Source organism: Sphingomonas sp. FG14, assembly GCF_057809675.1.
This window is the reverse complement of record NZ_JBMDKK010000001.1, coordinates 566,909-589,778: the sequence shown is the minus strand read 5'-3', so window position 1 is coordinate 589,778 and position 22,870 is coordinate 566,909. Positions and strand designations below refer to the sequence as shown.

General features: G+C 63.7%; 16 protein-coding genes. 8 read left to right on the top strand and 8 right to left on the bottom strand.

From position 1 onward, the window contains the following. The first annotated feature begins 164 nt into the window (after positions 1-164). From ACODTA_RS02690 to ACODTA_RS02680, 3 genes are all read left to right on the top strand, one after another. The gene (locus ACODTA_RS02690; protein WP_489064263.1) at positions 165-1,046 is read left to right on the top strand and encodes a bile acid:sodium symporter family protein; all 882 of its coding nucleotides are present in this window, start codon (positions 165-167) and stop codon (positions 1,044-1,046) included. Next, complete coding sequence (locus tag ACODTA_RS02685) at positions 1,043-2,026, top strand: ornithine cyclodeaminase family protein (RefSeq protein ID WP_489064262.1); 984 nt, start codon at positions 1,043-1,045, stop codon at positions 2,024-2,026. The genes ACODTA_RS02690 and ACODTA_RS02685 overlap by 4 nt, the downstream gene beginning before the upstream one ends. A 174-nt stretch (positions 2,027-2,200) precedes the next feature. Continuing rightward, on the top strand, positions 2,201-2,695 hold the full coding sequence (locus tag ACODTA_RS02680) for a MarR family winged helix-turn-helix transcriptional regulator (protein ID WP_489064261.1): 495 nt from the start codon (positions 2,201-2,203) through the stop codon (positions 2,693-2,695). Positions 2,696-2,741: 46 nt separating this feature from the next. Here the strand turns inward: ACODTA_RS02680 and ACODTA_RS02675 are convergent, their stop codons facing one another. After that, on the bottom strand, positions 2,742-4,127 hold the full coding sequence (locus ACODTA_RS02675; RefSeq protein ID WP_489064260.1) for an amidohydrolase family protein: 1,386 nt from the start codon (positions 4,125-4,127) through the stop codon (positions 2,742-2,744). Positions 4,128-4,260: 133 nt separating this feature from the next. On the opposite strand from ACODTA_RS02675, the gene ACODTA_RS02670 reads away from it, so the two are divergent. From ACODTA_RS02670 to ACODTA_RS02655, 4 genes are all read left to right on the top strand, one after another. Next, a complete protein-coding gene (locus ACODTA_RS02670) occupies positions 4,261-6,075 on the top strand; it encodes a tetratricopeptide repeat protein (protein WP_489064259.1) in 1,815 nt (604 codons plus the stop codon). Positions 6,076-6,148: 73 nt separating this feature from the next. Beyond that, positions 6,149-6,928, top strand: coding sequence for a cyclase family protein (locus ACODTA_RS02665; protein ID WP_489064258.1), 780 nt, complete (start codon positions 6,149-6,151; stop codon positions 6,926-6,928). Positions 6,929-6,932: 4 nt separating this feature from the next. Then, positions 6,933-9,056, top strand: coding sequence for a thiamine pyrophosphate-dependent enzyme (locus ACODTA_RS02660; protein ID WP_489064257.1), 2,124 nt, complete (start codon positions 6,933-6,935; stop codon positions 9,054-9,056). A 2-nt stretch (positions 9,057-9,058) separates the two neighbouring features. Then, a complete protein-coding gene (locus ACODTA_RS02655; protein ID WP_489064256.1) occupies positions 9,059-10,543 on the top strand; it encodes an indolepyruvate oxidoreductase subunit beta family protein in 1,485 nt (494 codons plus the stop codon). Between the two features lie 45 nt (positions 10,544-10,588). Here ACODTA_RS02655 and ACODTA_RS02650 read toward each other — a convergent pair whose 3' ends face one another. Continuing rightward, positions 10,589-12,319 carry a DUF885 domain-containing protein gene (locus tag ACODTA_RS02650; RefSeq protein WP_489064255.1) on the bottom strand — a complete coding sequence of 577 codons (1,731 nt, stop codon included), beginning with the start codon at positions 12,317-12,319 and terminating at the stop codon, positions 10,589-10,591. Between the two features lie 165 nt (positions 12,320-12,484). On the opposite strand from ACODTA_RS02650, the gene ACODTA_RS02645 reads away from it, so the two are divergent. Continuing rightward, the gene (locus ACODTA_RS02645) at positions 12,485-12,973 is read left to right on the top strand and encodes a MarR family winged helix-turn-helix transcriptional regulator (RefSeq protein ID WP_489064254.1); all 489 of its coding nucleotides are present in this window, start codon (positions 12,485-12,487) and stop codon (positions 12,971-12,973) included. Positions 12,974-13,001: 28 nt separating this feature from the next. Here ACODTA_RS02645 and ACODTA_RS02640 read toward each other — a convergent pair whose 3' ends face one another. The 6 genes from ACODTA_RS02640 to ACODTA_RS02615 all read right to left on the bottom strand — a co-directional run bounded on the left by ACODTA_RS02640 (position 13,002) and on the right by ACODTA_RS02615 (position 22,727). Next, a complete protein-coding gene (locus ACODTA_RS02640; RefSeq protein ID WP_489064253.1) occupies positions 13,002-14,219 on the bottom strand; it encodes an NAD(P)/FAD-dependent oxidoreductase in 1,218 nt (405 codons plus the stop codon). Between the two features lie 228 nt (positions 14,220-14,447). Beyond that, positions 14,448-15,350, bottom strand: a complete 903-nt coding sequence (locus ACODTA_RS02635; RefSeq protein ID WP_489064252.1) for a bile acid:sodium symporter family protein — start codon at positions 15,348-15,350, stop codon at positions 14,448-14,450. Between the two features lie 25 nt (positions 15,351-15,375). Further along, entirely contained in the window at positions 15,376-15,855 is a 480-nt protein-coding gene (locus tag ACODTA_RS02630; RefSeq protein ID WP_489064251.1) for a DUF3830 family protein, read from the bottom strand. Then, positions 15,856-17,541, bottom strand: a complete 1,686-nt coding sequence (locus ACODTA_RS02625) for a DUF885 family protein (protein WP_489064250.1) — start codon at positions 17,539-17,541, stop codon at positions 15,856-15,858. A gap of 5 nt (positions 17,542-17,546) precedes the next feature. Further along, positions 17,547-19,781 (bottom strand): prolyl oligopeptidase family serine peptidase, encoded by a 2,235-nt coding sequence (locus ACODTA_RS02620; RefSeq protein WP_489064249.1) that lies wholly within the window; start codon positions 19,779-19,781, stop codon positions 17,547-17,549. A 108-nt stretch (positions 19,782-19,889) separates the two neighbouring features. Continuing rightward, positions 19,890-22,727: a TonB-dependent receptor plug domain-containing protein gene (locus ACODTA_RS02615; RefSeq protein ID WP_489064248.1), complete on the bottom strand. Its 2,838-nt coding sequence runs from the start codon at positions 22,725-22,727 to the stop codon at positions 19,890-19,892. Positions 22,728-22,870: the final 143 nt, after the last annotated feature.

Sequence of the window (22,870 nt, the reverse complement as noted above, 5' to 3'; positions counted from 1 at the left end):
GATCGCGGGGGCTTGGCAAGCGGGCGCGTGCACTGGCATCACCATACCCGACAAGGGGGAATGTTCATGCCGGATTGCTGTCGACAGCGCCCGCGATCCGGCGCGAAACAGCGAATCGCTCCCTATCGTGAAGACAAGAAGCCGAAGATGCGGGGAGGACGGGAATGTCGCCGGAGCTGATCGCGTTCGTCAACACCGGGTTGGTACCCATCGGCCTGATGCTGATCATGTTCAGCATGGGGCTGACGCTCAGGCTCGGCGATTTCGGCTTGCTGCTCGCCAAACGCTGGACGGTGCTGGCGGGGCTCGGCGGCCAACTCGTCCTGATGCCGCTGCTGGCACTCTCGATTGGTTGGCTACTTCAATTGCCGCCGCAATATGCGCTGGGCCTGTTCATCCTTGGCATCTGCCCCGCCGGCACCACATCGAACGCGCTCACCTTTGTCGGGCGCGGCAATGTCGCGCTCGCGGTGGTGCTGACCGCTCTGTCGAGCCTGATCACGGTTTTCTCGATCCCCATATTGCTGAGCTGGGCATTGCCGTATTTCGCGGTTGGCGGGACGATCCCGAACCTCTCGATCCCCGACGTGACGATGCAGCTCGTCCGCATCACCGTGCTGCCGATCGGGATCGGGATGGCGATCCGGCGTTTCCTGCCCGCCTTTGCGGATCGGGCCAGCCGCTGGCTTCGCCCGGTCTCGCTGATCGTGCTGATCGCGGTCATCGCCTTTGCCATCGGCATCAGCATCGACATGGTGCTTGCCAATCTCGTCGGCGCCGGCCCGGCGATCCTGTTGCTGAACGTCACCGCAATGGCGGCGGGGCTCGGCATCGCGCGGCTGATCGGTGCGAGCGATGCCGACGCGATGACGCTGGCGATCGAGGTCGGCGTGCACAATGTCACGCTCGCGACCTTCCTGACCCTGACGGTGCTAGACAGCCTGCCGCTGGCGGTAACGCAGAATATCTACGGAGTGGTGATGATCCTGAATGCGATGTTGTTGATCCGCTGGTTTCGTTCACGCCTTGCCGGGGCAAGCGCGTGAGCGACCTGCTGATCCTGAATCACGCCGATGTCGCCCGATTGCTGACATATGAGGCCTGCATCCCGTTGATGCGCGAAGCCATGATTGCCCTGTCACGCGGCCAGACGAAACAATTGCTTCGCGGCATCATCGATCTCGATGCAGGACGGGCCTTCGGCGTCATGCCCGGCGCCATGGGGGGCGACGGACCATTCGGCGCCAAACTTGTCAGCGTGTTTCCGGAGAATTTTGCGGCGGGCAAGCCATCGCACCAGGGCATCATTGCATTGTTCGATCCGGAGACCGGCGCCCTGGCCGCGATCGTCGATGCGGGAGAGGTTACGGCGATCCGCACGGCATCCGCATCGGCCGCCGCGACCGACGTGCTGGCCCGGCCCGATGCCTCGCGGCTCGCCATACTCGGCTATGGTGAGCAGGCGTGGCGGCATGTCGAGGCGATTTCCCATGTCCGCCGGCTTTCGCATGTCGCGATCTGGGGTCGCGATCCCGCAATCGCCACGGCGCTCGCCGATCGGGTCGGTGAAACTCTCGGGGTAGAGGCAAAGGCCACTTCCGATGTCGCGTCGGCGGTGGCTGAGGCCGATATCGTCTGCACCACGACAGCCGCGCACGATCCCATTCTCCATACTGAGGACGTAAAGCCGGGCACGCATATCAACGCGGTGGGATCGAGCCGTGCCGGCCCCGCAGAAATCGCAAACACGCTTGTGGCGCGGGCGCGCTTCATCGCCGATTATCGCCCCGGCGTGCTCTCGCAAGGCGCAGAGTTCATCAACGCCAAGGCGGCCGGGCTCATCGACGACGAGCATGTCCTGGGGGAGATCGGCGCGGTGATGGATGGCCGTCTGGATGGCCGGGTCGATGTCGCCGATATCACCATCTACAAATCGCTCGGCCATGTCGTGCAGGACCTCGCAAGCGCGGCGTGGGTATGTCGCGCGGCAGCTTCCACCTCCGCCGGCACACGGGTCGCGTTCTGATGTTCCGAGATCCAGGCGTCTTCACGGAGATTAGGTGAAAAGACACGTGTCTTTTGTCAGATTATCCCCTCCACAACCCGGCCTCTCCTGCTAAGGGAGCCGGACGGGGCGTTGCGGGAGCAGCGTCATCAGCGTAGTTGAAACAGGGCTTTGCCGGAACAGGTCATGAAGTCGATGAGCAAATCAGAAGACAAGGTGAACGGACGCAGCGTCTACGATCCGAGCAATCCGGGGTTCAGGCTCGAAAATTCGCCATTCTATCTAATGGCGCATGCCGACTATAAATATCACGAGGACATGGACAAGGTGCTACACAAGCATGGCGTGTCCAAGCCGATCTATCGTATCATGACGGTTCTTCGCGAGCATCAGCCGGCCAGCATCGGCGCACTTGCCGAAGTCGCGCTGACCAAACGCTCCACCGTCAGCCGGATCATCGACCGGATGCTCGAACAGGGGTTGGTCAGCACCGAACCCAATCCAGAGGACAATCGCATCACCGAGGTGACGCTGACCCCGGCTGGTCAGCAGACCCTGCGCAAACTCACCCCGATTGTCGGCCGTCAGTTCGTTCGCGCCACCGAAGGCATCAGCGACCGCGACATCGCGCAACTGCTCAAGACGTTGCAGAAGATCAGCCATAATCTGAGCAAGTTACCGATAGAGTAACGCCCCTTGATGTCATTCCCGCGTTCGCGGGAATGACACAGAATCTCTACCGAGCCCCCTTCTCCACCACCACCCGGCCGTCCGCTACCACATAGCGAACATCGCGCAGCCCCGAGAGGTTCGCCAGCGGATCGGCGCCGACCACCAATATGTCCGCGATCTTGCCGGGTTCGATCGTGCCAAGCTTGTCCCCCATCCGCATGATCTGCGCGCCGACGCGCGTGGCGGACGCGAGCACCTCTGCATTGGAAAGCCCCGCCTGCCTCAGATAGTCGAGTTCGCGGAAATAAGCGTCGGGATAGCGACGCTCGTTCTCGAAGGGGATGTCTGTTCCAACGCCGATCGGCACGCCTGCCCGATGAGCCTCCGTGACGCGCTTCAAATGATCCTGCTGGTTGATGACGAAGCGGCGCGAGTGAGTGTGGTAAAAGCCGCCGGTGGGAATGCCCGCGACCGGATATCCCCCCTCCAGCAGATTGTCGAACGCGCCGATCGTCGGCACGAATGCCGTACCGTGCTTCTTCATGAGCGGCACCGCCTTGTCGGTCATCGCCAGCGGATGTTCGAGCGTGTCGACACCCGCTTCGATCGCCATGTCGGTGTAGGCGCCGAAACTGTCGATCGCGACCGGCGTGCCGAGCGAATGGGCTTCCTCGATGGCGGCGGCGAGTTCCTCCTTGTCCGCCGGCGCGCCCAGCTTGATCCAGTCGGCCAGGCTGCGCACCTGCTCACGGACGGCCGTGCGCCATTCCCACGGTCCGTCGAAGCCGCGCGGGGCGCCGCCAAGCGCCGGTTTCTGCCGCCCGGTGGCGGTCGAGGTCACTTCGTCGCCGTGTCCGCCCGTGCTTGAAATGATCCGGCCGCTCCACATCACCCGCGGGCCACGGATGATCCGGCGATCGACGCCCTCCTTGATGCGCAACGCGACGTCATCCATCGTGCCGACATCGCGCACGGCGGTGATGCCGGCATCGATGAGCTGGCCGGCCAATGCCGTGCCGCGAATGGCGGCGGCGGCGGGGCTATCCGAGTATTTGCCCATGTCGTCGCCGCGCTGCTGGGTGAAATGGATATGCAGGTCGATCAATCCGGGCAGGATGTAGAGCCCGCTCGCATCGATCACTCGGGCGGCATTGACAGGCGCCGGCGTCGATCCCGCCGGCCCCGCCGAAACGATACGATCGCCCTGCATCACCACCATGGCATTGGCCACCGGCGCACCGCCGCGACCGTCGAGCAACGTGCCGCCCTTCAGCACGATCACGGGCTCTCGGCTGCGATCGACCGGCGGAATAGGCAGTCGGCGGACATCGTCGGTCGTGTCGCCCAGCGGGCGCTGTTGCGCCTGCGCGACACCAGCAGAAATGGCGGCAAGCGCCAGCGCCACCCCCGCGCCAAGCCGCATTGGCCCGGATTTCCGACCCTCTGTCATTACCACGCTCCCATTTTATGTGAATATGCACGTGATTTAAAGCGCGATTCGCTTGACCGCACAAGCCGCTTTTGCTTGGTTTCGTTCAGACCGCTCGAATTTCGCGAGCGGGTTGAAAGGGCGCCGGGCTCCGATGCGGCAGATGACGATCCAGGATGCGCTCAACCATGCCATGAAACTGGCGCGCGCCGGTGATCATGTAACGGCGACCGATCTGCTGCGGCGTGTATTGGCCGCGGTTCCAGAACAGCCCGATGCGCTGCAATTGCTGGGCATCGTCGCTCGAAGCCGGCGGGACAATGAAGCGGCCGCCAATCTCTTCCGCCGATCTCTCGCCGCGAACCCCGTGCAACCCGATGTGCTCAACAATCTCGGCAATAGCCTGCTCGACCTCGATCGCCATGCCGAAGCGATCACGGCGTATCGTGATGCCCTGCGGCTGGCGCCACGTCATCGCGATGCACAGGTCAATCTCGGCCTGGCACTGCTTTCGGCCGGCGATAGTGCCGTCGCCTGCGACGCCCTGCGGATCGCAGTCGATAGCGCGCCAGGCAATGGCAAGGCGTGGGCGGCGTTGGGGCGAGCATATCGTTCGGCCGGCCGGCTGGAGGACGCGGTGGCCGCATTCCGTGCGGCGCTCGACATCCGCCCGGCCCATGTCCCGACGATGCACAATCTTGCGGTGGCCCTGCGGTTGTCGGGGAAAGCGGAACAGGCGCTTCCCCTGTTCGAACATTGCGCTGGCGCCCAACCGGACTCCGCGGAGATACGCTACAATCTGGGACATTGCCTTCAGGATCTGAAGTGCTTCGACGAGGCCGCTACCGCCTATCGCGCGGCGATCGATCTGCGCCCCGAGGACCGTGCCGTGCACGATTCGCTGGCCCGGCTTCATTGGCAGACCGGGAATGTGACGGACTATCTGCGTAGCTATCTCGATACGCTGAAACATCTGCCCGACAATTCCGGTTTGCTCGCCGACCTTGCGAACCGGCTCAACCTCGGCGGCCGTTCCGCCGATAGCATCGCCCTGCTGGCCCCGGCACTCGCGCGTGGCGTCGACGGCAGCGAGATGAGATACCGCTTCGGCCAGTCACTCTGGGCTCAGGGCGAACACGAGGCCGCGCTCGCGGCATATGCGGCGGCGCGTGCGCAGGATCCGGGCAATCCCGCGATCGGCCGCGAAATTGCGCGCGCGTTCATCATTCTCGACCAACCGGACAAAGCCCTTGCAGAACTCGGCCCGCTGCTGAGGGCCGAGCCTGATGACCAGCAGGCGATCGCTTACCGGGCATTGTGCTGGCGGCTGACAGGCGATCAGCGCGAAGGGTCCATCAACGATCATATGCGTCTCGTCGATGAAGCGATCCTGACGCCTCCCGCCGGCATGGGGGACGTCGCCACATTCAACGCTAGACTGGAAGCTGTGCTCGCCGATCTCCATACTATGTCGCATCATCCGCTCGAACAGACCCTGCGTGGTGGCACGCAGACTATCGGCGATCTGCTCGATCGCGACATTCCCGAGATCGCCGCCGTCCGCATGATGATAGAAAGCCGGATACGCGCCTATCTGGCGGCGCTGCCCGACGATCCTGCCCATCCCTTTCTCCGCCGTCGATCCAGCGATTTCGCGTTCGCCGGATCATGGTCGGTCCGGCTGCGCAGCGCCGGCTTCCACATGAACCATCTCCATCCTGAGGGCTGGATCAGTTCTTGCTATTATGTCGGCCTGCCGCGTGCCGTGCACGACATGCCTGGCAATCAGGGCTGGCTGAAGTTCGGCGAAACCGCGCTGAATCTCGGCGCGCGCGAGCGTGTCTCCAGGCTGGTCAGGCCGGAGATCGGCAAGCTCGTGCTTTTCCCATCCTATTTTTATCACGGCACCATTCCCTTCGAGGATGCCGGCCACCGAACCACGATCGCGTTCGACGTGGTTCCAGCTTGAAATCACCACTCAAGAAAAGTTGCATGTGCACGTTTTTCGAGTCATACTCGATCGGAGAGAGGGAGAAATATCAATGACGACTGAGACGCTTCAGCAGTTCGCCACAGCGGTCGCATCGGGTGCGATCCGCACCGTCGACCTGACCCAGACGCTGTCCCCGGACACGCCGACATTGGTGCTTCCCCCCGAATTCGGCCAATGCGCCGGCTTCAGCCAGCAGGAAATCTCGCGCTACGACGATCGCGGCGTCGCCTGGTACTGGAATAATTTCACGGTCGGCGAGCATACCGGCACCCATTTTGATGCACCGATCCACTGGGTGACGGGTAAGGACCTGCCCGATAACGCGCTCGACACGATCAAGCCCGCCGATTTCATCGCGCCTGCGGTCGTCATCGATATTTCCGAAAAATCCGCCGCCGATCCCGATTATCTGCTGACCGTCGCCGATATTGAGGCCTGGGAAGCCGAGCATGGCCGCATCCCGCCGCGCAACTGGGTGCTGCTGCGCACCGACTGGTCGAAGCGTTCGGTGGAGGATTATGTCAATCGCCGCGAGGACGGCGCGCACACGCCCGGGCCATCGGCTGAAGCCGTTCAGTTCCTCGTCGAAGAGCGCGACGCGCATGGCTTCGGCGTAGAGACGATCGGCACCGATGCCGGCCAGGCGCATCTGCTCAACCCGCCCTACCCCGCGCATGGCATCTTCCACGGTGCCGGCCGTTACGGCCTGCAATGCCTGCAGAATCTCGACCAGCTTCCCGCAACCGGCAGCGTGGTGATCGCCACCCCGCTCAAGATCGCGGGCGGATCGGGCAGCCCGCTGCGCGTGCTGGCGCTGGTCGGGGGCTGAACCGGTGGCGGAACGGTCGTTCAAGGCCGAGGTGGAGCAGCTCCGGATCGGGGCGAACGAGGTGTTCCACGGCGAAGGCATATTGGCCGTCACCAAGGCGCTGCTCCAGTCGGGCGTCGCTTATGTCGGCGGCTATCAGGGATCGCCGATCAGCCATTTGATGGACGTCTTCGCCGACGCGAACGACCTGATGCGCGAACTGGACGTCCATTTCGAGTCGAGCGCGAGCGAGGCCAGTGCGGCGGCGATGCTTGCCGCATCAGTCAACTACCCCCTGCGCGGCGCGGTTGCCTGGAAATCGGTGGTCGGCACCAATGTCGCGTCCGATGCGCTCTCCAACGTCGCGTCGGGCGGCGTGACCGGCGGGGCGCTGATCATCCTGGGCGAGGATTATGGCGAAGGCTCCTCGATCATGCAGGAGCGCACCCATGCCTTTGCGATGAAGTCGCAGATGTGGCTGCTCGATCCGCGCCCGAACCTGACCGCGATCGTCGACATGGTGGAAAAAGGCTTCGAACTCTCCGAAGCCTCCAACACGCCGGTGATGCTGGAACTGCGCGTTCGCGCCTGCCACGTCACCGGCAGCTTCGTCGCCCGCGACAATCAGCGACCGAAACTGACCGTGTCGGAAGCGGCGGAAGCGCCGACGCGCGATACCGAACGGATCGTGCTGCCGCCCGCCAATTTCCTCCATGAAGTGGAGAAGATCGAGAAGCGCTGGCCGGCGGGCATCCGCTATATCCAGGAGAACCGGCTCAACGAGCATTTCGGCACGCAAAACGACGATATCGGCATCATCGTCCAGGGCGGGCTGTTCAACTCGCTCAATCGCGCGCTCGAGCTGCTCGACCTGTCGGACGCCTATGGCAATGCCCGGTTGCCAATCTATGTGCTCAACGTCACCTATCCTCTGATCCCGGACGAAGTCCGCGATTTCTGTTCGGACAAGCGCGCCGTGCTGGTGGTGGAGGAAGGCCAGCCCGAGTTCATCGAGCATGAACTCAATACCCTTGTACGCCGTGCAGACCTGCAGACGCGGATCATCGGCAAGGAGGTGTTGCCGCGCGCCGGCGAATATAGCGGACAGGTGATCCGCGACGGCGTCGCCAAATTTCTGCGCGCCTGGGCGCCAGACCGGGCGCCGCCGGAAGCGCCGGCTACTCCTCCGGCATTGACACCCGCCATGGTGCCGCAGCGCCCCGCCGGTTTCTGCACCGGCTGCCCCGAACGGCCGATCTTCTCGGCGATGAAGCTGGTCCAGAAGGAACTGGGCGATTTCCATGTCTCGGCCGATATCGGCTGCCACCTGTTCTCCATCCTGCCGCCCTTCAACATCGGCAACACCACCATGGGCTATGGTCTGGGGACCGCCGGCGCATCGGCGTTCAAGCCGCGCGGCAAGCGGGCGATCGCGATGATGGGCGATGGCGGCTTCTGGCATAACGGCCTGACCTCCGGCATCGGCAACGCCGTCTTCAACCAGGACGACAATCTGACGATCATCGTCGACAACGGCTATTCGGCGGCGACGGGTGGGCAGGACATCCTCTCCTCCAAAGCAGAGAACGCCAATCGCCAGACCAACAACCCGATCGAAAAGGCGGTGCGCGGCATCGGCATCGGCTGGGCGAGGACGCTTACGCGCACCTATGACGTGGCGGGCATGCGCGATGCGATCCGCGAGGCGCTGACCAGCCCAGAAAAGGGCCCGAAAGTGCTCGTCGCCCAGTCCGAATGCCAGCTCAACCGCCAGCGCCGCGTGAAGCCGCTGATGGCGAAGGCGATCAAATCCGGCCAGCGTGTGGTGCGCGAACGTTTCGGCGTCGATCCCGACACCTGCACCGGCGATCATAGCTGCATCCGTCTGTCGGGCTGCCCGTCGCTGACGATCAAGCCCAATCCTGATCCGCTGCGCCAGGATCCGATCGCGCATGTCGAGAATAGCTGCGTCGGCTGCGGCGTATGCGGCGAGGTCAGCCATGCGGCGGTGCTCTGCCCGTCCTTCTACAAGGCGGAGATCGTCGCCAATCCCACCCGCTGGGATCGCACGCGCGACCGGTTGCGGGGCTGGGTGATCGGCGCGGTGCAGAAGCGGTCGGCGCGTTCGATCGCGGCAAGGACATTCTGACCATGACAGAGGATCGCAAGCGCATCGCAATCGCCGTGCTCGGCCTGGGTGGCCAGGGCGGTGGCGTGCTCGCCGACTGGATCGTCGAACTGGGCGCGCATAACGGCTTCGTTTCGCAGGGGACATCAGTGCCCGGCGTCGCCCAGCGCACCGGATCGACCGTCTATTATATCGAGATGATCCCCGATGGCCCCGCCCAGCCGGTGCTGGCGCTGACCCCGGTGCCGGGTGACGTCGATATCGTCATCGCCTCCGAACTGATGGAAGCGGGGCGCGCCATCCTGCGCGGCTTCGTCAGCGCCGACCGGACGGTGCTGATCGGATCGATCCACCGTGTCTATGCCATTTCCGAGAAATCGGCGATGGGCGACGGACGTGCGAGCGGCGAGCGTATCCTGGCCGCCGCCAATGAACGCTCAAGGGCCTTCATCGGCTTCGACATGGATGCGCTGTCGGCGAAAACCGGCAGCGTCATCAGCTCGGTGATGTTCGGCGCGCTTGCTGGCAGCGGCGCCCTGCCCTTCCCGCGCGAGGCGTTCGAGGCGGCGATCCGAGCTGGCGGCAAGGCGATCCAGACCAATCTCGCGGGCTTCGCGGCCGGCTATGATGCGGCGCAAGGGCGCATGGCCGAAACCGTGGAGGCCGAGGCTGCCCCGCAGGCGACCAGCCCGGCGGGGAAGGCCTTTGCCGAGCGGATCGCGCGCGAGCTTCCGGCATCGGCGCATGAATTCGCGATCGAGGGCGTGCGCCGCCTGATGGACTATCAGGACGCGCGCTATGCCGAGCTTTATCTCGATCGCTTGGCTGGCATCCGTTCAGTCGACGATGGCGCCGACGACTGGCGGATGACGCGCGAGGCGGCGCGCCATCTCGCGCTCTGGATGAGCTACGAAGACACGATCCGCGTCGCTGACCTGAAGGTCCGCGCCAGCCGTTTCGCGCGCGTGCGTGACGAGGTGAAGGCGGCACCCGACCAACTTCTCCATATCACCGAATATATGCATCCCCGGCTCGAGGAGATTTGCGAGACCTTGCCGGCAGGACTTGGTCGGCGGATCCTCGAAAACGAGAGCCTGTCGCGGCGGCTGCACCCCCTGTTCAAAAAGGGGCGCCATGTGAAGACCACCAGCTTGCGCTGGTTCCTGATGCTTTCGCTGCTCGCCGGCTTTCGGCGATGGCGGCGCGGCACGCTCCGCTACGAGATCGAACAGGCCCGTGTCGAGGACTGGCTGGACCTTGCCCGCGAGGCTGCCGGCCGCGATTCCGCACTCGCGACCGAACTGATCCTCTGCCAGCGGCTGATCAAGGGCTATGGCGATACCTTCGCACGCGGACTTTCCAGCTATTCGCGGATCATCGATCGTTATCGCACACTGGGTGCCAGCGTCGACGCCGCGACGATCAAGAAACTTCGCGAAGCCGCCCTTGCGGATGAGGATGGCATCGCACTGACCGGCGCGTTGGAAGAGCTGCAACTGGCATCGTGACCCGCGCCCTCTCCCAATCCCCCTTCAGGGGAAAGGGACTGGGGCTCACCGTTGTTCCGCGATCCAGCGATCAACCTTGGTTTCCAGCACGCTCATCGGCACCTGGCCTTGTGCGAGGATCAGATCGTGGAAACGCCGAATATCGAATTTCCCGCCCAGCATCTTTTCGGCTCGTGTCCGCAGCGCGACGATCTTGAGTTCACCGACCTTGTAAGCCACGGCCCCACCCGGCGCACCGATGTAACGGGCGAGTTCAGTGTCGATATTGATGTCGGCAAGCGCGCTGTTCTCTGTGAAGCAAGCCCTGGCCTGTGCATAGCTCCAGCCAAGCACATGAATACCGGTATCGACGACCATGCGGCATGCGCGCCACATCTCCGTCGAAAGGCTGCCGAACTTTTCATAGGCATCGCGGTAAACGCCCATTTCGTGCCCCAGCCGCTCGGCGTAAAGCGCCCAGCCCTCGCGATAGGCGAGCATGTCGCGCTGACGGCGGAAAGCGGGGAGCTTTTCCAGTTCGCTCGTCATCGCGAAATGAGTGTGATGGCCGGGCGCGGCTTCGTGCAGCGTGAGCGCAGGCAGTTCGTAAAGCGGGCGCTGATCGAGATGCGACGTGTTGACGATGAAGCGTCCGGGAAAGCCCCGCGCGAAATCGCCGCCGCCATAGCGCGCGGTCGTATAGCCTTCCTCCAGATCACGCGGCACCGGCTCGACCACGAAGGGCTGTCGCGGCAGCGTGCCGAACCAGCGCGGCAGCACGCCGTCGATCCGCTTGGCGGCGGCGCTCGCCTTTTCCAGAAGCTGTTCGCGGCTGGTCGCATAGAAACGCGCATCGGTACGCAGGAAATGCAGCCAGTCGGCGAAGCTGCCCTTGAAGCCGGTGCTGGCGATCACCGCGTCCATTTCGGCCCGGATCCGCCGGACCTCGCTCAGCCCCATCGCGTGGATCTGTTCGGCCGTCAGGTCGGTGGTAGTATAATAGCGCAGCAGGAAATCATAATAGGCTCTCCCCTCCGGGATCGAGGCGATGCCGATCTCCGGGCGCGCCTTCGCCCGATAGGGGCTGTCGATAAAGGCGAGCATGACCTGCTGGGCCGGGCGAACCTGCCGCGTCACCACCTCCGACGCTTCCGTCAGCAGCGCATGGCGCTTCGCTTCCGGTATGGTTGCAGGAAGTCCACGGATGGGATCGAGCAACCCGTCTTCCGCGACCGGCCTCGCGACCTGATTGCGCAGCACGGCAACGGCGACATCGACCACCCGTATGGGCTGGGTCCAGCCGGTCGCGATGCCTCGTTCCAGATTGGCGCGTTGTTCGGCGAAATAACCGGGAATCTGGCGCAGCCGGCCGATCCAGTCGCGCGCCTCCGCCTCGCTCTTCAATATCGTGCCGCGCGCGCTGTAATAGGGGGTGTTATAGAACCCCTCATGCGCGACGAAGGCGAAGCGTCGCTCGTCGAAATCCAGGCCAGCGATACGCCAGTCGAGCACGGCGCGCAGATAGTCACGATTGATCCCGTCTTCGTCGCCAAGCGCCGCGGAGGGCAGCGCAAGCAGATGGCTCCGGATAGTCGTCAATCCGGCCCGCCGCGCCGCCATGTTCTCGGGTTTCTCGCGCGGCCAGCCCTGCCGTGCCCGGGATGGGTCGGATCGACCGGCTTCCATGGGATACTCTTCGGTGAAACGCTCATATTCGTCGATCACGTTCGCCAGTCCGGTCGATCCCCCTTCGCCGGCGTGCGCAGCTTGTCCGGATGCAGCGACGGCCATCATCATGAACAATGGCGGCAGAAGAGATCGCGATTTGTGGCGCGAGGCGAGAAATGGGATTCGCACGTTGGTCCTCTGTGTTTTTCCGCTCGAACAATCACCGTTATTGCGTGAATATGCAAATAAATTGCCCGGATTGCGACCCGATGATCAAGGCCCTACAGCGACATCATGGAGAATGAGAGCATGGACGCGTTCCGGTCGAGCAATCCCGGCACCTCGGCTTTCAAGGTGGAGCGATATCCCTTTTACCTGCTCAATCGGCTGGTGAGCCGCTATAACGGCGTCATCGAGGCGCGGTTGCGCGCGATCGGGCTCGATATCCCCTCCTGGCGCGTGCTGATGATCCTGGGCGAACGCAGTCCACGTGGCACACGCGAGATCGCCGAGGCCGCGGTGATCAACCTTTCGACGATGACGCGGATCATCCAGCGGATGACGGCGGCCGGGCTCGTCTCCGCGACTGCAAGCGTGGAGGACGCACGCGTCACGCTCGTCACGCTCACGCAGGACGGGCGCGACAAGCTTCGGGAAGCCCGGCGCGCGTCTGCTCCGGTCTATGAGCATCTCGTCACCGGCCTGGCCCCCGAAGAGTTCGAACGGATGATCGGCCTGCTCAACAGGATGCACGATAACCTGGAGCCTTTGGCGCGGGGCTAAGTCCAAAGACCAGACACCCCATTCCTGGTCAACTTGACAGATAAGCGAGCGACATCAGCAGTTTCGGCATCAGCGCCGCCATGCCGTGCATGCGTACCGGAACCGGCTTGCGCGGCGCGATCGAAAGCGCGTTCAGATCGTTGGTCGCGATCGCGGTTGCCATCTCCCGCCCGATCGCGCTGTTGATCGATATGCCGCGTCCATTGCACGCCTGGATGGCATAGGCATTGTCGCCCAGATCGTAGATTTCCGGCAGGAACGACGTGTTGATCCAGGCGGTTCCTTCCCAGAGATAGTCAATCTCCGGCACCGGCAAAGCGTCGAAATGGCTGGCCAGGCGCCGCCGCGCTTCCCGATGGAACGCATCCTGGCCGCGCACCAGCAGCGAGACCGGAAAAGCCGAGATGAGCTGACCAAGCCCGTCATAGCGCGCGGTGAAGACATAGGGGTTCTTGTCGGTGAAACTTCCCCCTTGCGGCAGTACGTGAGCGCGCTGATCGCCGGTCAGCGGTGCGGTCGCGAATTCGACGACGTGCAACGGCAGCGTCGTCTGCCGGAGCGCCGGATGCAACGCGGCATTGCCACCATTGGCGGCGAGCACGAGCCGGCGCGCAACAACCGCTCCCTGCGGCGTCTCGGCGCGCCAGGTGTCGCCCGTAGAGGTCAGGGTTCCGACGGGGCTCTCCACGAAGATTCGTCCGCCGGCCTTGAGCGCGGCATGCGCCAGGCCGCGGGCATATGCCAGAGGATTGAGCGAACCACCCGCGGCGAAGCGCAGCGCGCCGCGATAGCGGTGCGATCCCAGTGCCCGTCGGGTCTCGTTCGCCTCGACGAACGAGACATCAAAGCCGCGCGAACTCCATTGCGCGGCATAAGCGCGCTGCGCATCGACAAGCACATCGGTATGCGCCGGACACCAGAAACCGTCCTGCCGGGAATCGCACTCGATCCCATGACGTTCGATCAGGTCGAAGCAGAATTGCGCAGAACCACCCAGGAACCGCGTCAGCCGCTCGCCGGCCTGCCGCCCGATCGTCTTTCCGATCGTTTCCGGGCTGTGGCGGATATAGTCGGGCGCGACCAGGCCGCCGCTCTGGCCGGTGGCGCCGCTGCCGAGCTGGCCGCCCTCGACCAGGGTGACGGTCAGGCCGGCTTCGGCGAGGTGCAACGCGGTCGAAAGGCCGGCGATACCCCCGCCGATGACGAGAATGTCGGTCTCCACTGTTCCGGTGAGACGATCCAGCATGGGACCGGGGCGCGCGGTCGCATGCCAGACAGAGTCCCCCGAAGGCGCATTGCCGCGCCGCGGCTCGATGGGCTGATGACGCATCATGCCCCGATCGATGGCCGGCTTCGAATGGTAAGGGAGGACATCGCGAGAGTGGCGGTTTGCGCCCTCGCGAGATCCGGCTTTCTCGGCAACGTCATGACTGAACTTTCCTGAACGCCCCGCGCTGGGGCCGTTTTTCCTGAATTAGGCGGGTGCGGTTTCGGCCGCGCCACCGCTCCGGGCGGTGCGGCGGGCGATGGCGACGAAGATCAGCACGATGACGAGCGCAACGGGCGTGTTCATGATCATCGGCAATGACATTTCGTTATTACCGACGATCGACACCGCGATGAAGATCGCCGTGCCCTCCTGGCGCATCAGATGTTCGATCCCGATCGCGATATTCTCTCGCCGTGTGAAGCCGGCGAAGCGGACGATCGTCATCACGACGCAGACCATGATCACATTCAGCGCCACCGTGATCCAGAACAGCGCGCCGAGATTCTGGCGCAGCACAGGGATTTGATCGACCAGGATAAAGCCGAACGAGGTGAACAGCACGATCGTGGCGGCATTCTTCAGATGCGGTTTGATCCAGAGCGCGAAGGCCGGGCGTAGAGCCCGAATGATGAAACCGGTACCGGCCGGCAGCACCGTGATCGAAAAGATGTCCCAGAAGAAAGATGCGAGCGGCACGTTCACATCGGCCGCAAGCCCCATGAAATGGAGCAGCGCGAAATGCGCATAGAACGGCACGACGAAGATATAGATCATGCTCAGCAGCAAGGTCATCGACATCGAGAGCGCGAGATCGCCCTTCGCCATGTCCGTGAACAAATTGGAGAGCATGCCACCCGGCGTGGTCGCGAGCAGGACGAAGCCCACCGCCAGCGCCGGCGTCGGCGCCACCGTCAGCGCCATGCTGAGCCCGATCAGCGGCGGCACGATCAGCATCGAGCAGACGCCGAAGATCAACGCGCGCTTGTTGCGGAACACCTGGCGGAAATCGTCGGCGGTCAGCGACAGCCCCATCGAGGCCATCACGCAGACGAGCGATCCCGGCAGCAGCCAGTTGCCCATCAGCGCCATCAGATCGGAATATTGCATGGTCGCGTGATCCTTCCCGGCGGCGTCAAGCGGTTTCGATCGTGAGATCGCAGGCGCCGTTGCGCCGGATGGTGCGGAAATCGGCCTGCGCCTTGGCGAAATCCTCGTCGAGGATCCGCGCGCAGACATTGGCCTTGATCCAGCCGAACGGCATCAGCAGCCGCCCTCCCGGCCCGTAGAACAGCCCGATGTCGTAGAAATCGCCCGGCGGCAGCCCCTTGGTGCTGCCTGCCGCCAGATAGGCAAGCACGATATCGCCCTGTTCTGGAAAGGCGGTGGCGTTCTCGTCAGGCACCACCGGCCGCGGCATGTCCTGGGCTAATATGCCTGAAGGGATCGGCACCGAGATTTCCGGCCCTGTCCACATGGCGTGCATCGCTTCGAAGCTGGCGCGGCGTTCGGCGAGATCCCAGAGGAAGTCGCACGAAACCGGTGCCTTGTCGTCGAGCAGCAGGCACCGGGCGGAGAGCCCCGACCGAGGCTCGATAAACCGGATATGACGCATCTAGAGCCCCTTCCCCTGCTCACCCGCTGCTGCGGACAGATATTCTTCCTTCTGCAGCGCGATCGGCACATTGCCGTTCTGCCAGAGATAATCATGGAAATGCCTGAGATCGAAATCCTTGCCCCTGCGGATCTTCGCTTCGGCCAGGAAATCGAGCGTCTGCATCTTGCCGATCTGGTAGCTGATCGCCTGGCCCGGCGAGGCCGCGAAGAAGACCGCTTCCTCCTCGGCGGTCGCGCGGTCCATCGGCACCGTCCTTTCGAGATAGTCGGCGGCCTGCGCGATCGTGAACAGGCCAAGCGCGAGCTTGACGTCCACCTCGACGCGCAGCGCGCGAAGCCGGGCAAAATTATAGAGGATCTCGCGCGTGCGCGGCGCATCGGCGAACAGGCCGGCCTGGAGCATCATCTCCTCGGCGTAAAAGCCCGTGCCCTCGTTCGCGGCGCTGTCGTAATAGTGACGACGCAGCGGGTTGGGATGCTTCCACGACAGGCTGAGCTGGAAGAAATGCCCGGGCACGCCCTCATGCACGATGATCGGACGCGGATCGCGCGTGATCGACAGGTTGAAATAGCCGAGTTTGGGCGAAGGGTCAGGAAGATAGACCGTCGCATCCTGCCCGACGCGCGCCTGGCTCGTCAGATCGAAGGTGCGGCCAAGCCAGCCGACCGGCGCCAGATAGGCTGGAAAGGGCTGTGCCTTGTAATGGCCGACCCAGGCGGGAACGGTCAGCAGCTTATGATCCGTCAGATATTTGCGGACCTTGAGTTCCTCGGCGTCGAGCCGCTGCGTCACCGCGCCGATCGACGAACCGATCGGCAGTTTGGGCAGTCCGCGATTGCGGTTGCGCTCGAGCTCCTCGAACATCACCGAGCGCGCCCATTCCTGCCGCCCCATGATCAACAGGTCTTCGGGCGAATAGGGATAAAGCGCGACGTTGCGCAGGAAGAAATTATAGCTGTCGCGCCCGATCGCGGTGCCACCGGGAAGCCCGGCGCGCCTGGCTTTCAGATTCGCGCCGAAGCCGTCAAATGCCGCGATTGCGCCGACCAGCGCGGTCTGCATCCGCTGCTGCTGCGCCGCGCTGGCGAAGGGCCGAAGCCCCGCGGCCATGCCCTGCAAGCTGGCCGGCACGTCGGCGATCTGGTGCAGCGCCACATCGACGAACGGCCCGCGCATATCGGTAAGATTGGCCTGCCCCGCCTGAAGCGTCGCGGGAACGCGTTCGAGCAGGCGGATGACATCCTCCACTCGCGCACTTCCCACCGGTGGCGGCGGCAGCAGGGTCTCGAAGATCGGGTTGAGCGCCTGCGCGACGTAGAAATGTGGCTGATGCCGCCACGCCGCGACATGGTCGAGTTCCCAGCGCACACGCGCCAGCGCCGATCCGACAAGACGATAGTCGACCCGCTCGCCAACGCCGCGCGGCGCGTCCGCGAGCGATTTCAGGCGCACCTCGAACTGGGCAAGCCTTTCCTTCTGCGCCTTGACCGCATCCGCCGACCAGTCCGGCGTCCACCCCTTGGGTCGGACGATACGGGGGATATCGTCGCTTGTCGCCGGCTGCGTCGTCGCGCGCCATGCCCAGAACTCCGCTCCCAGTTCCTGAACGGAGTCCGCATGCGCGGCGGGGGCCGCGAACAGCGCCCCAAAGCCGAGCAACAGCGGAAGCAGCCGACGCGACATGCTGTTCACTGCCCCGGCTTCAAATTGCGATCGAAGAACGCGATCATCTTCTTGAAGGCGAATCGCGCCTGCGGAAGATTGTCGCTGGCCCAGGCATGGTTGGCGCCGGGCAGCGTCACCAGCTCGAACATCTGTTCGTTGGCGATCAGTTTCTCGGTCAGCGCGATCGTGTCCGAATACAGCACCACGGGATCGCGGGTACCGTGAATGATCATCAGCGGATCCTTGATCCCCTTGCTCTGGTAGAGCGCCGACTGCGCCTCGTAGCGGCCGGGCATGTCGGGGCCATCGGGTGGGCCCATGATCCACATCTGCGACGGATAGGCATGCCAGACATTGGTCGCCGGCGCGCCGGCGATGCCGGCCGCATAAACCCCGGGCTTCTTCGCCAGCGACATGATCGTCATCAGCCCGCCATAGCTCGATCCCCAGATGCCGACGCGCTTGGGATCGACATAGTTCTTGGCGACAAGATAGCGCACGCCGCTTTCGAGGTCGTTGATGTCGGTTTCGCCATAGCTGTGGAGCTGGCCCTGGTTATGCGCGCGCCCCTGCCCCCAGCTTCCGCGGATGTTGACGTTGAGCACGATATAGCCCTGCGCCACGAAATACTGGTCGAGCCCCCAGGTGGGATGCGCGCGCCGCCCACCCCATTGGTTGCGTACCGCGTCCGAATAGATCGAGCCGACGATCAGCGGATAGCGCTTCGACGGATCATAATTGGCGGGCAGGCTCAGTCGACCGACCAGATTGGTGCCGTCGATGTGGCTGGGGAACTCGACATAGCCGATATTCGCCCAGGTCTGGCGGTAGAATTCGGGCTGGGGCGATTTCGTGACCTGGGTATTGCTGCCTGGTCGCGACAAATCGGTCAGCACCAGCTCGGGCGGCGTCGTGTCGTTGGTGAACATGCTCGCCGCATGCCGAAAATCGGGCGAGAAGACCGGCTCATAGGTGCCCGGTGTCGCCGCGCTCACGCGCTGGATCGCACCGCCCTTGGCCGGCACGCGGTAGATCTGGCGCTCCGGCAGGTAGGATTCATTGGCCAGAAAATAGAGCTGGCCGTGCGCCGCATCGACGTTGAACGACGCGATCTCCCAATTGCCGCTGGTCAACTGGCGCGGTTTCTCGCCTGCCGTCCGCTGGTGATAGAGGTGGAGCCAGCCGTCGCGATCGGTGAGGATGATCAGCCCGTCATCGCCCGGTGCCCATTCGACCTGCCAGTCGGGCCGCAGATGCTTCTCTTCGCGGAGCTGGTAGAAGGTTTCGCGCGCGCCCGTCGCGACGTCGAAGACATAGACGCTATGTTCCTTGGCCTCCATGTCGGAGCCATTGACGAACAGCCGCTTGCCGTTGGCGGACAGACCATAATTCCAGATATGGTGCCTGGCGTCGGGGCGTTCGTAGAAGCGCGCGGCCGCCGTCGCCACATCGACCACGCCGATCGTCGCACGCGTCGTCTCGTCGCCGGGAAAGGCGCGCGCGACGCGATTGTTCTGGAGGCCGCCCTTCGCGTAATAATAGATATCGCGCTCCGGCATCAGCCGGTCGTCGGCCTGCTGGAACGCGATCGAACGGCCGTTCGCGGACCATTGATAATCCTGTACATAGATTTTCGGATCATCGTTGCCGGCCAGGCGGCGAGCCTCCGAGTCCCCTGTCGCCGCGACGTCGCGAACCCACAATATTCCGCCGAGCGTCACGCGATTGCGGGTATCGACGGGATTGCCGGAAATGAAGGCAAGCCGCTTGCCGTCGGGCGACACCGTCAGGCGGCGGACCGCCTGCTTGTCGGTCTCGACAGCCTGCGCCTTGCCATCGGCGCCGAGGATGTTGAGCCGGCCGTTCAACACATAGGCGATCCGATCCTTACCCAGGAACACCGCCTGCGAGATGCCGCGCTGTTCGGCTTCGGGCTTCGCATCGCGGGCCAGGAACGTCAGTCGCGTCTTCTTGCCTGTCTTGATGGAATAGGCCCAGATGTCGCGAAAGCTGTAGCCTTCGTCATTCCAGAGGAAGAGCACGCTGCCGCCGTCAGCGGACCAGGCGAAACCCTCCGGCGTCGTGCCAATCAGGCTCTTGAACTGATAGAGCTGATCGATCGAAAGATTGGTGCCTGCGACCGACGCCGTGCCCTCAGCGGGCGCATGGGAATGCGGCTGCGCGTACGCAGCAGTGCCACCAAGCGCCAGCAGAATGGCGGCCGCGACGCCGCGGTCGAGAAAGCGATATGTCTTCATGGCACCCAGCACCTTACAAAACGCGATCCGGCATGATGGGGACGTCCCCTTCCCCGCGCACCGGACGACAGCGGCGCGATGATGCCGCCGCCGCCGTCCGTTTGCCACTCAGAACGTAGCCTTGAAGCCAACCGAGAAACGGCGGCCGATCGCGTCGAACGTTTCACGCTCGAACAGCTGGAAGGGAGGATTCTTGTCCAGCAGATTGTCGATCGAGCCGAACAGGGTGACCTTGTCGGTCACGTTCACGAAGGCGCTAAGATCGAAATAGTGCACGTCGCCCGTTTCCGGCACGGCGAGCAGCGGCATCGCCGCGCCCGACGCAATCGCAGCGGCGATGCGGCCATCCCTGGTCGACCCAATGAAGCGATGCCGCAGCGAGACCTGCACGGGATCGATATCCCAGGTCACGCGCTGCGCCAGGCGCCATTTGGGATTGGCGCTGCCGCAGCTTCCACCGCCGATGAAACCGGCGCAATCGACCGCTGCGACCACCGGGCTGCTCTTCGTCGTATTCTCGAGCAGATAAGTGCCGGCCAGGAAATAGCTGATCGATCCCATGCTGCCGATATCGAAGCGATAGTCGAGGCGGAAGTCGATGCCCGACGACGAGATATTGGCGATGTTCGCGTTGAGCAGCGACACGTCGTAAAGCTGCCCGTCGGGTGTGCGGTGGTTGAGCGGCACGCAGAACGGATTGGTGAGCGACAGATTGGCGCGACACGCGGTGATCGTCGGCTGCAAACCGCCGCCGAACACGGCGATCGCGTCCTTGATCTTGATATTGTAGTAGTCGACCGAGATCTGGAGATTGGGCACGAATTCGGGCCGGAAGACCGCGCCGACCGACCAGGTGTCGGACGTTTCCTCGCTCAGATCCGGATTGCCGCCCGTGATCGCGCGGATCTGCACATTCTCCTGCTGGAAAACGTCGATCACCGCCGCCGGCACGCCGAGCTGGAGGCAGAAGGCGCGCTCCGCCGCCGTGCGCGATGAAGTCGCGTTGCAGAAATCGGTTGCCTGCGGCGCGGTGTTGGTCGCCCCCGAAAACAGCTCGATCACGTTCGGTGCACGTACCGCTCGCTGATAGAGGCCACGGAACTTGAGGCCACGGATCGGCGAATATTCGCCACCGAGCTTGTACGAGACCACCGAACCGGCCGACGAATAGTCGGAGAAGCGGACACCGCCTTCGAAGGCCAGCATTTGAATGCCGGGCATGTCGGCCAGAATGGGCACGAACAACTCGCCATAGGCTTCCTTGACGTCGTAGCTGCCGCCTGTGGGCTGAATGCCTGCCGAGCGCGACAGCGCCTTGCCCTGGACGTAGAGCTGGTCCGGATTGAACTGCGAGCTTTCCTTGCGATATTCGGCGCCGATCGCGATGCCCACGTCACCGGCGGGCAGCGAGAAGAGCGAACCGGCGATGCTTGCGCCCACCTGCTTCTGGCTGACCTCGGTGATGTTGGTCAGATCGGTGTAGATATAGTTGATCATCTCCTTGGTCAGCGAATTGCCGCCGAAGGGATTGATCACGACGCATTTGGGGTCGCCGTTGGCGCACTGCATCGGATTGTTCGGATTGACCCGGAAGGCCGCCGCGAAATTGTCGATCAGCACACCGCCGCCCTGAACGTCGGTCAGCTTGTTCTCGCCCTGATTGTAGAAGACTTCCCACTTCAGCCGATCGGTAAGCCCCCCCTTCAGCCCGACGACGAAACGCCAGAAATCGCGCGTCTGGTCGCTGGTGCGCGATCCGCCCTCGAGCAGGCGGCGGTTGATGTTGAGCGGCACCAGATTGTCGTTGTTGCCGTCGAGATTGGTGCGCAGGAACTCACGCAGCGACGCCGGCAGATAGGGGTTGCGCAAATCGAGCTGGAAATTGGGGATGAAGCCGGAGCTGCTCATCGGCACCGCGCCCAGGGTCGAATTGATCTTGTTGCGTACGTAGGAACCTTCCCAGAAGGCGGTGACGTCGTCAGTCAAATCATAGTGACCCATCACCGACGCCTGCCAGCGCTTCATCGGCATCTGCAGATTGGTGTAGGGGCGATCGTTGAAGCCATCGCTGGTGCGATAGGCGCGCCAGCCCTCAGGCGCGAAGAAGATGCCGGCGGTACCGATCGTATTGCCGAACTGATCCTTCTTGCCGACGAGCGAGGGCGTGAAGATCGTGCCCTGCGGGGTCACGCCGTTGCCGCCGGGGACGAGGACACCAACGCCGTTCTGCACGGCATCCACCAGGAAGCGGCTGGCATGCTTGCGCGCCGAACCCTGCACTTGCGCACGATCGTAATAGCTACCGTAGAAGACGATATTGCCGCGCCCGCCATCGAAATTGCCGCCGACGGTCAGGTCGAAATTGTAGCGCTCCGCATCGCCGCGCTGGCTGACGCCGGCCTGGCCGGCCAGTTCCATGCCCTCGAAATCGTCCTTCATCACGAAGTTGACGACGCCGGCCATCGCGTCCGAACCATAAACAGCGGAGGCGCCGCCCGTGACCACCTCGACGCGACTGATCAGCGCGGGCGGGATCATGTTGATGTCAACCACGCCGTCCTGGGTGGAGCCGACGATGCGCCGGCCGTTCTGGAGCACCAGCGTACGCACGGTGCCCAGGTTGCGCAGGTTGACCGTCGCGGTGCCGTTGCCCGAGTTGGACTGGCTGCCCGATCCCGCGACCGCTTGCGGCAACGCGTTCAGGATCTGCTCGGTCTCGCTCGTCGCGGAAAGCTTGATTTCTTCCGAAGAGACGACATTCACGGGGCTGTTGGAATCGACGTCCGGGCGCGGAATGCGCGAACCGGTGATGACGATGGCTTCGCCTTCCTCGGCGGGCGCGGCCTCCTGTGCCAGGGCGCTGCCCGTCGCCAGCGCGGCGATCAACATTGCTGATCCACCCTTCAACGCCGTGCGTGTGACCGAAACCTGCTTCGTTCTCATCATGTCGTCTCCCCGATTGTAACCGGCGTGCCGCACGTCCCTCGTGCTGACGATCCGCCGATGGCCACCCCTTATTGGTGAACAAGCGCGTGATTTTGAGCATAGTTGAAAGAGAGGGTCAAGCACGCCCCGCCGAAAAAGGTGAA

Excerpts from the sequence above, each read along its gene's own strand:
- ACODTA_RS02690 (WP_489064263.1), top strand. The coding sequence starts at position 165 with ATGTCGCCGGAGCTGATCGCGTTCGTCAACACCGGGTTGGTACCCATC.
- ACODTA_RS02680 (WP_489064261.1), top strand. The coding sequence starts at position 2,201 with ATGAGCAAATCAGAAGACAAGGTGAACGGACGCAGCGTCTACGATCCG.
- ACODTA_RS02675 (WP_489064260.1), bottom strand. The coding sequence starts at position 4,127 with ATGACAGAGGGTCGGAAATCCGGGCCAATGCGGCTTGGCGCGGGGGTG.
- ACODTA_RS02670 (WP_489064259.1), top strand. The coding sequence starts at position 4,261 with ATGCGGCAGATGACGATCCAGGATGCGCTCAACCATGCCATGAAACTG.
- ACODTA_RS02665 (WP_489064258.1), top strand. The coding sequence starts at position 6,149 with ATGACGACTGAGACGCTTCAGCAGTTCGCCACAGCGGTCGCATCGGGT.
- ACODTA_RS02655 (WP_489064256.1), top strand. The coding sequence starts at position 9,059 with ATGACAGAGGATCGCAAGCGCATCGCAATCGCCGTGCTCGGCCTGGGT.
- ACODTA_RS02650 (WP_489064255.1), bottom strand. The coding sequence starts at position 12,319 with ATGATGATGGCCGTCGCTGCATCCGGACAAGCTGCGCACGCCGGCGAA.
- ACODTA_RS02645 (WP_489064254.1), top strand. The coding sequence starts at position 12,485 with ATGGAGAATGAGAGCATGGACGCGTTCCGGTCGAGCAATCCCGGCACC.
- ACODTA_RS02640 (WP_489064253.1), bottom strand. The coding sequence starts at position 14,219 with ATGCTGGATCGTCTCACCGGAACAGTGGAGACCGACATTCTCGTCATC.
- ACODTA_RS02635 (WP_489064252.1), bottom strand. The coding sequence starts at position 15,350 with ATGCAATATTCCGATCTGATGGCGCTGATGGGCAACTGGCTGCTGCCG.
- ACODTA_RS02630 (WP_489064251.1), bottom strand. The coding sequence starts at position 15,855 with ATGCGTCATATCCGGTTTATCGAGCCTCGGTCGGGGCTCTCCGCCCGG.
- ACODTA_RS02625 (WP_489064250.1), bottom strand. The coding sequence starts at position 17,541 with ATGTCGCGTCGGCTGCTTCCGCTGTTGCTCGGCTTTGGGGCGCTGTTC.
- ACODTA_RS02620 (WP_489064249.1), bottom strand. The coding sequence starts at position 19,781 with ATGAAGACATATCGCTTTCTCGACCGCGGCGTCGCGGCCGCCATTCTG.
- ACODTA_RS02615 (WP_489064248.1), bottom strand. The coding sequence starts at position 22,727 with ATGATGAGAACGAAGCAGGTTTCGGTCACACGCACGGCGTTGAAGGGT.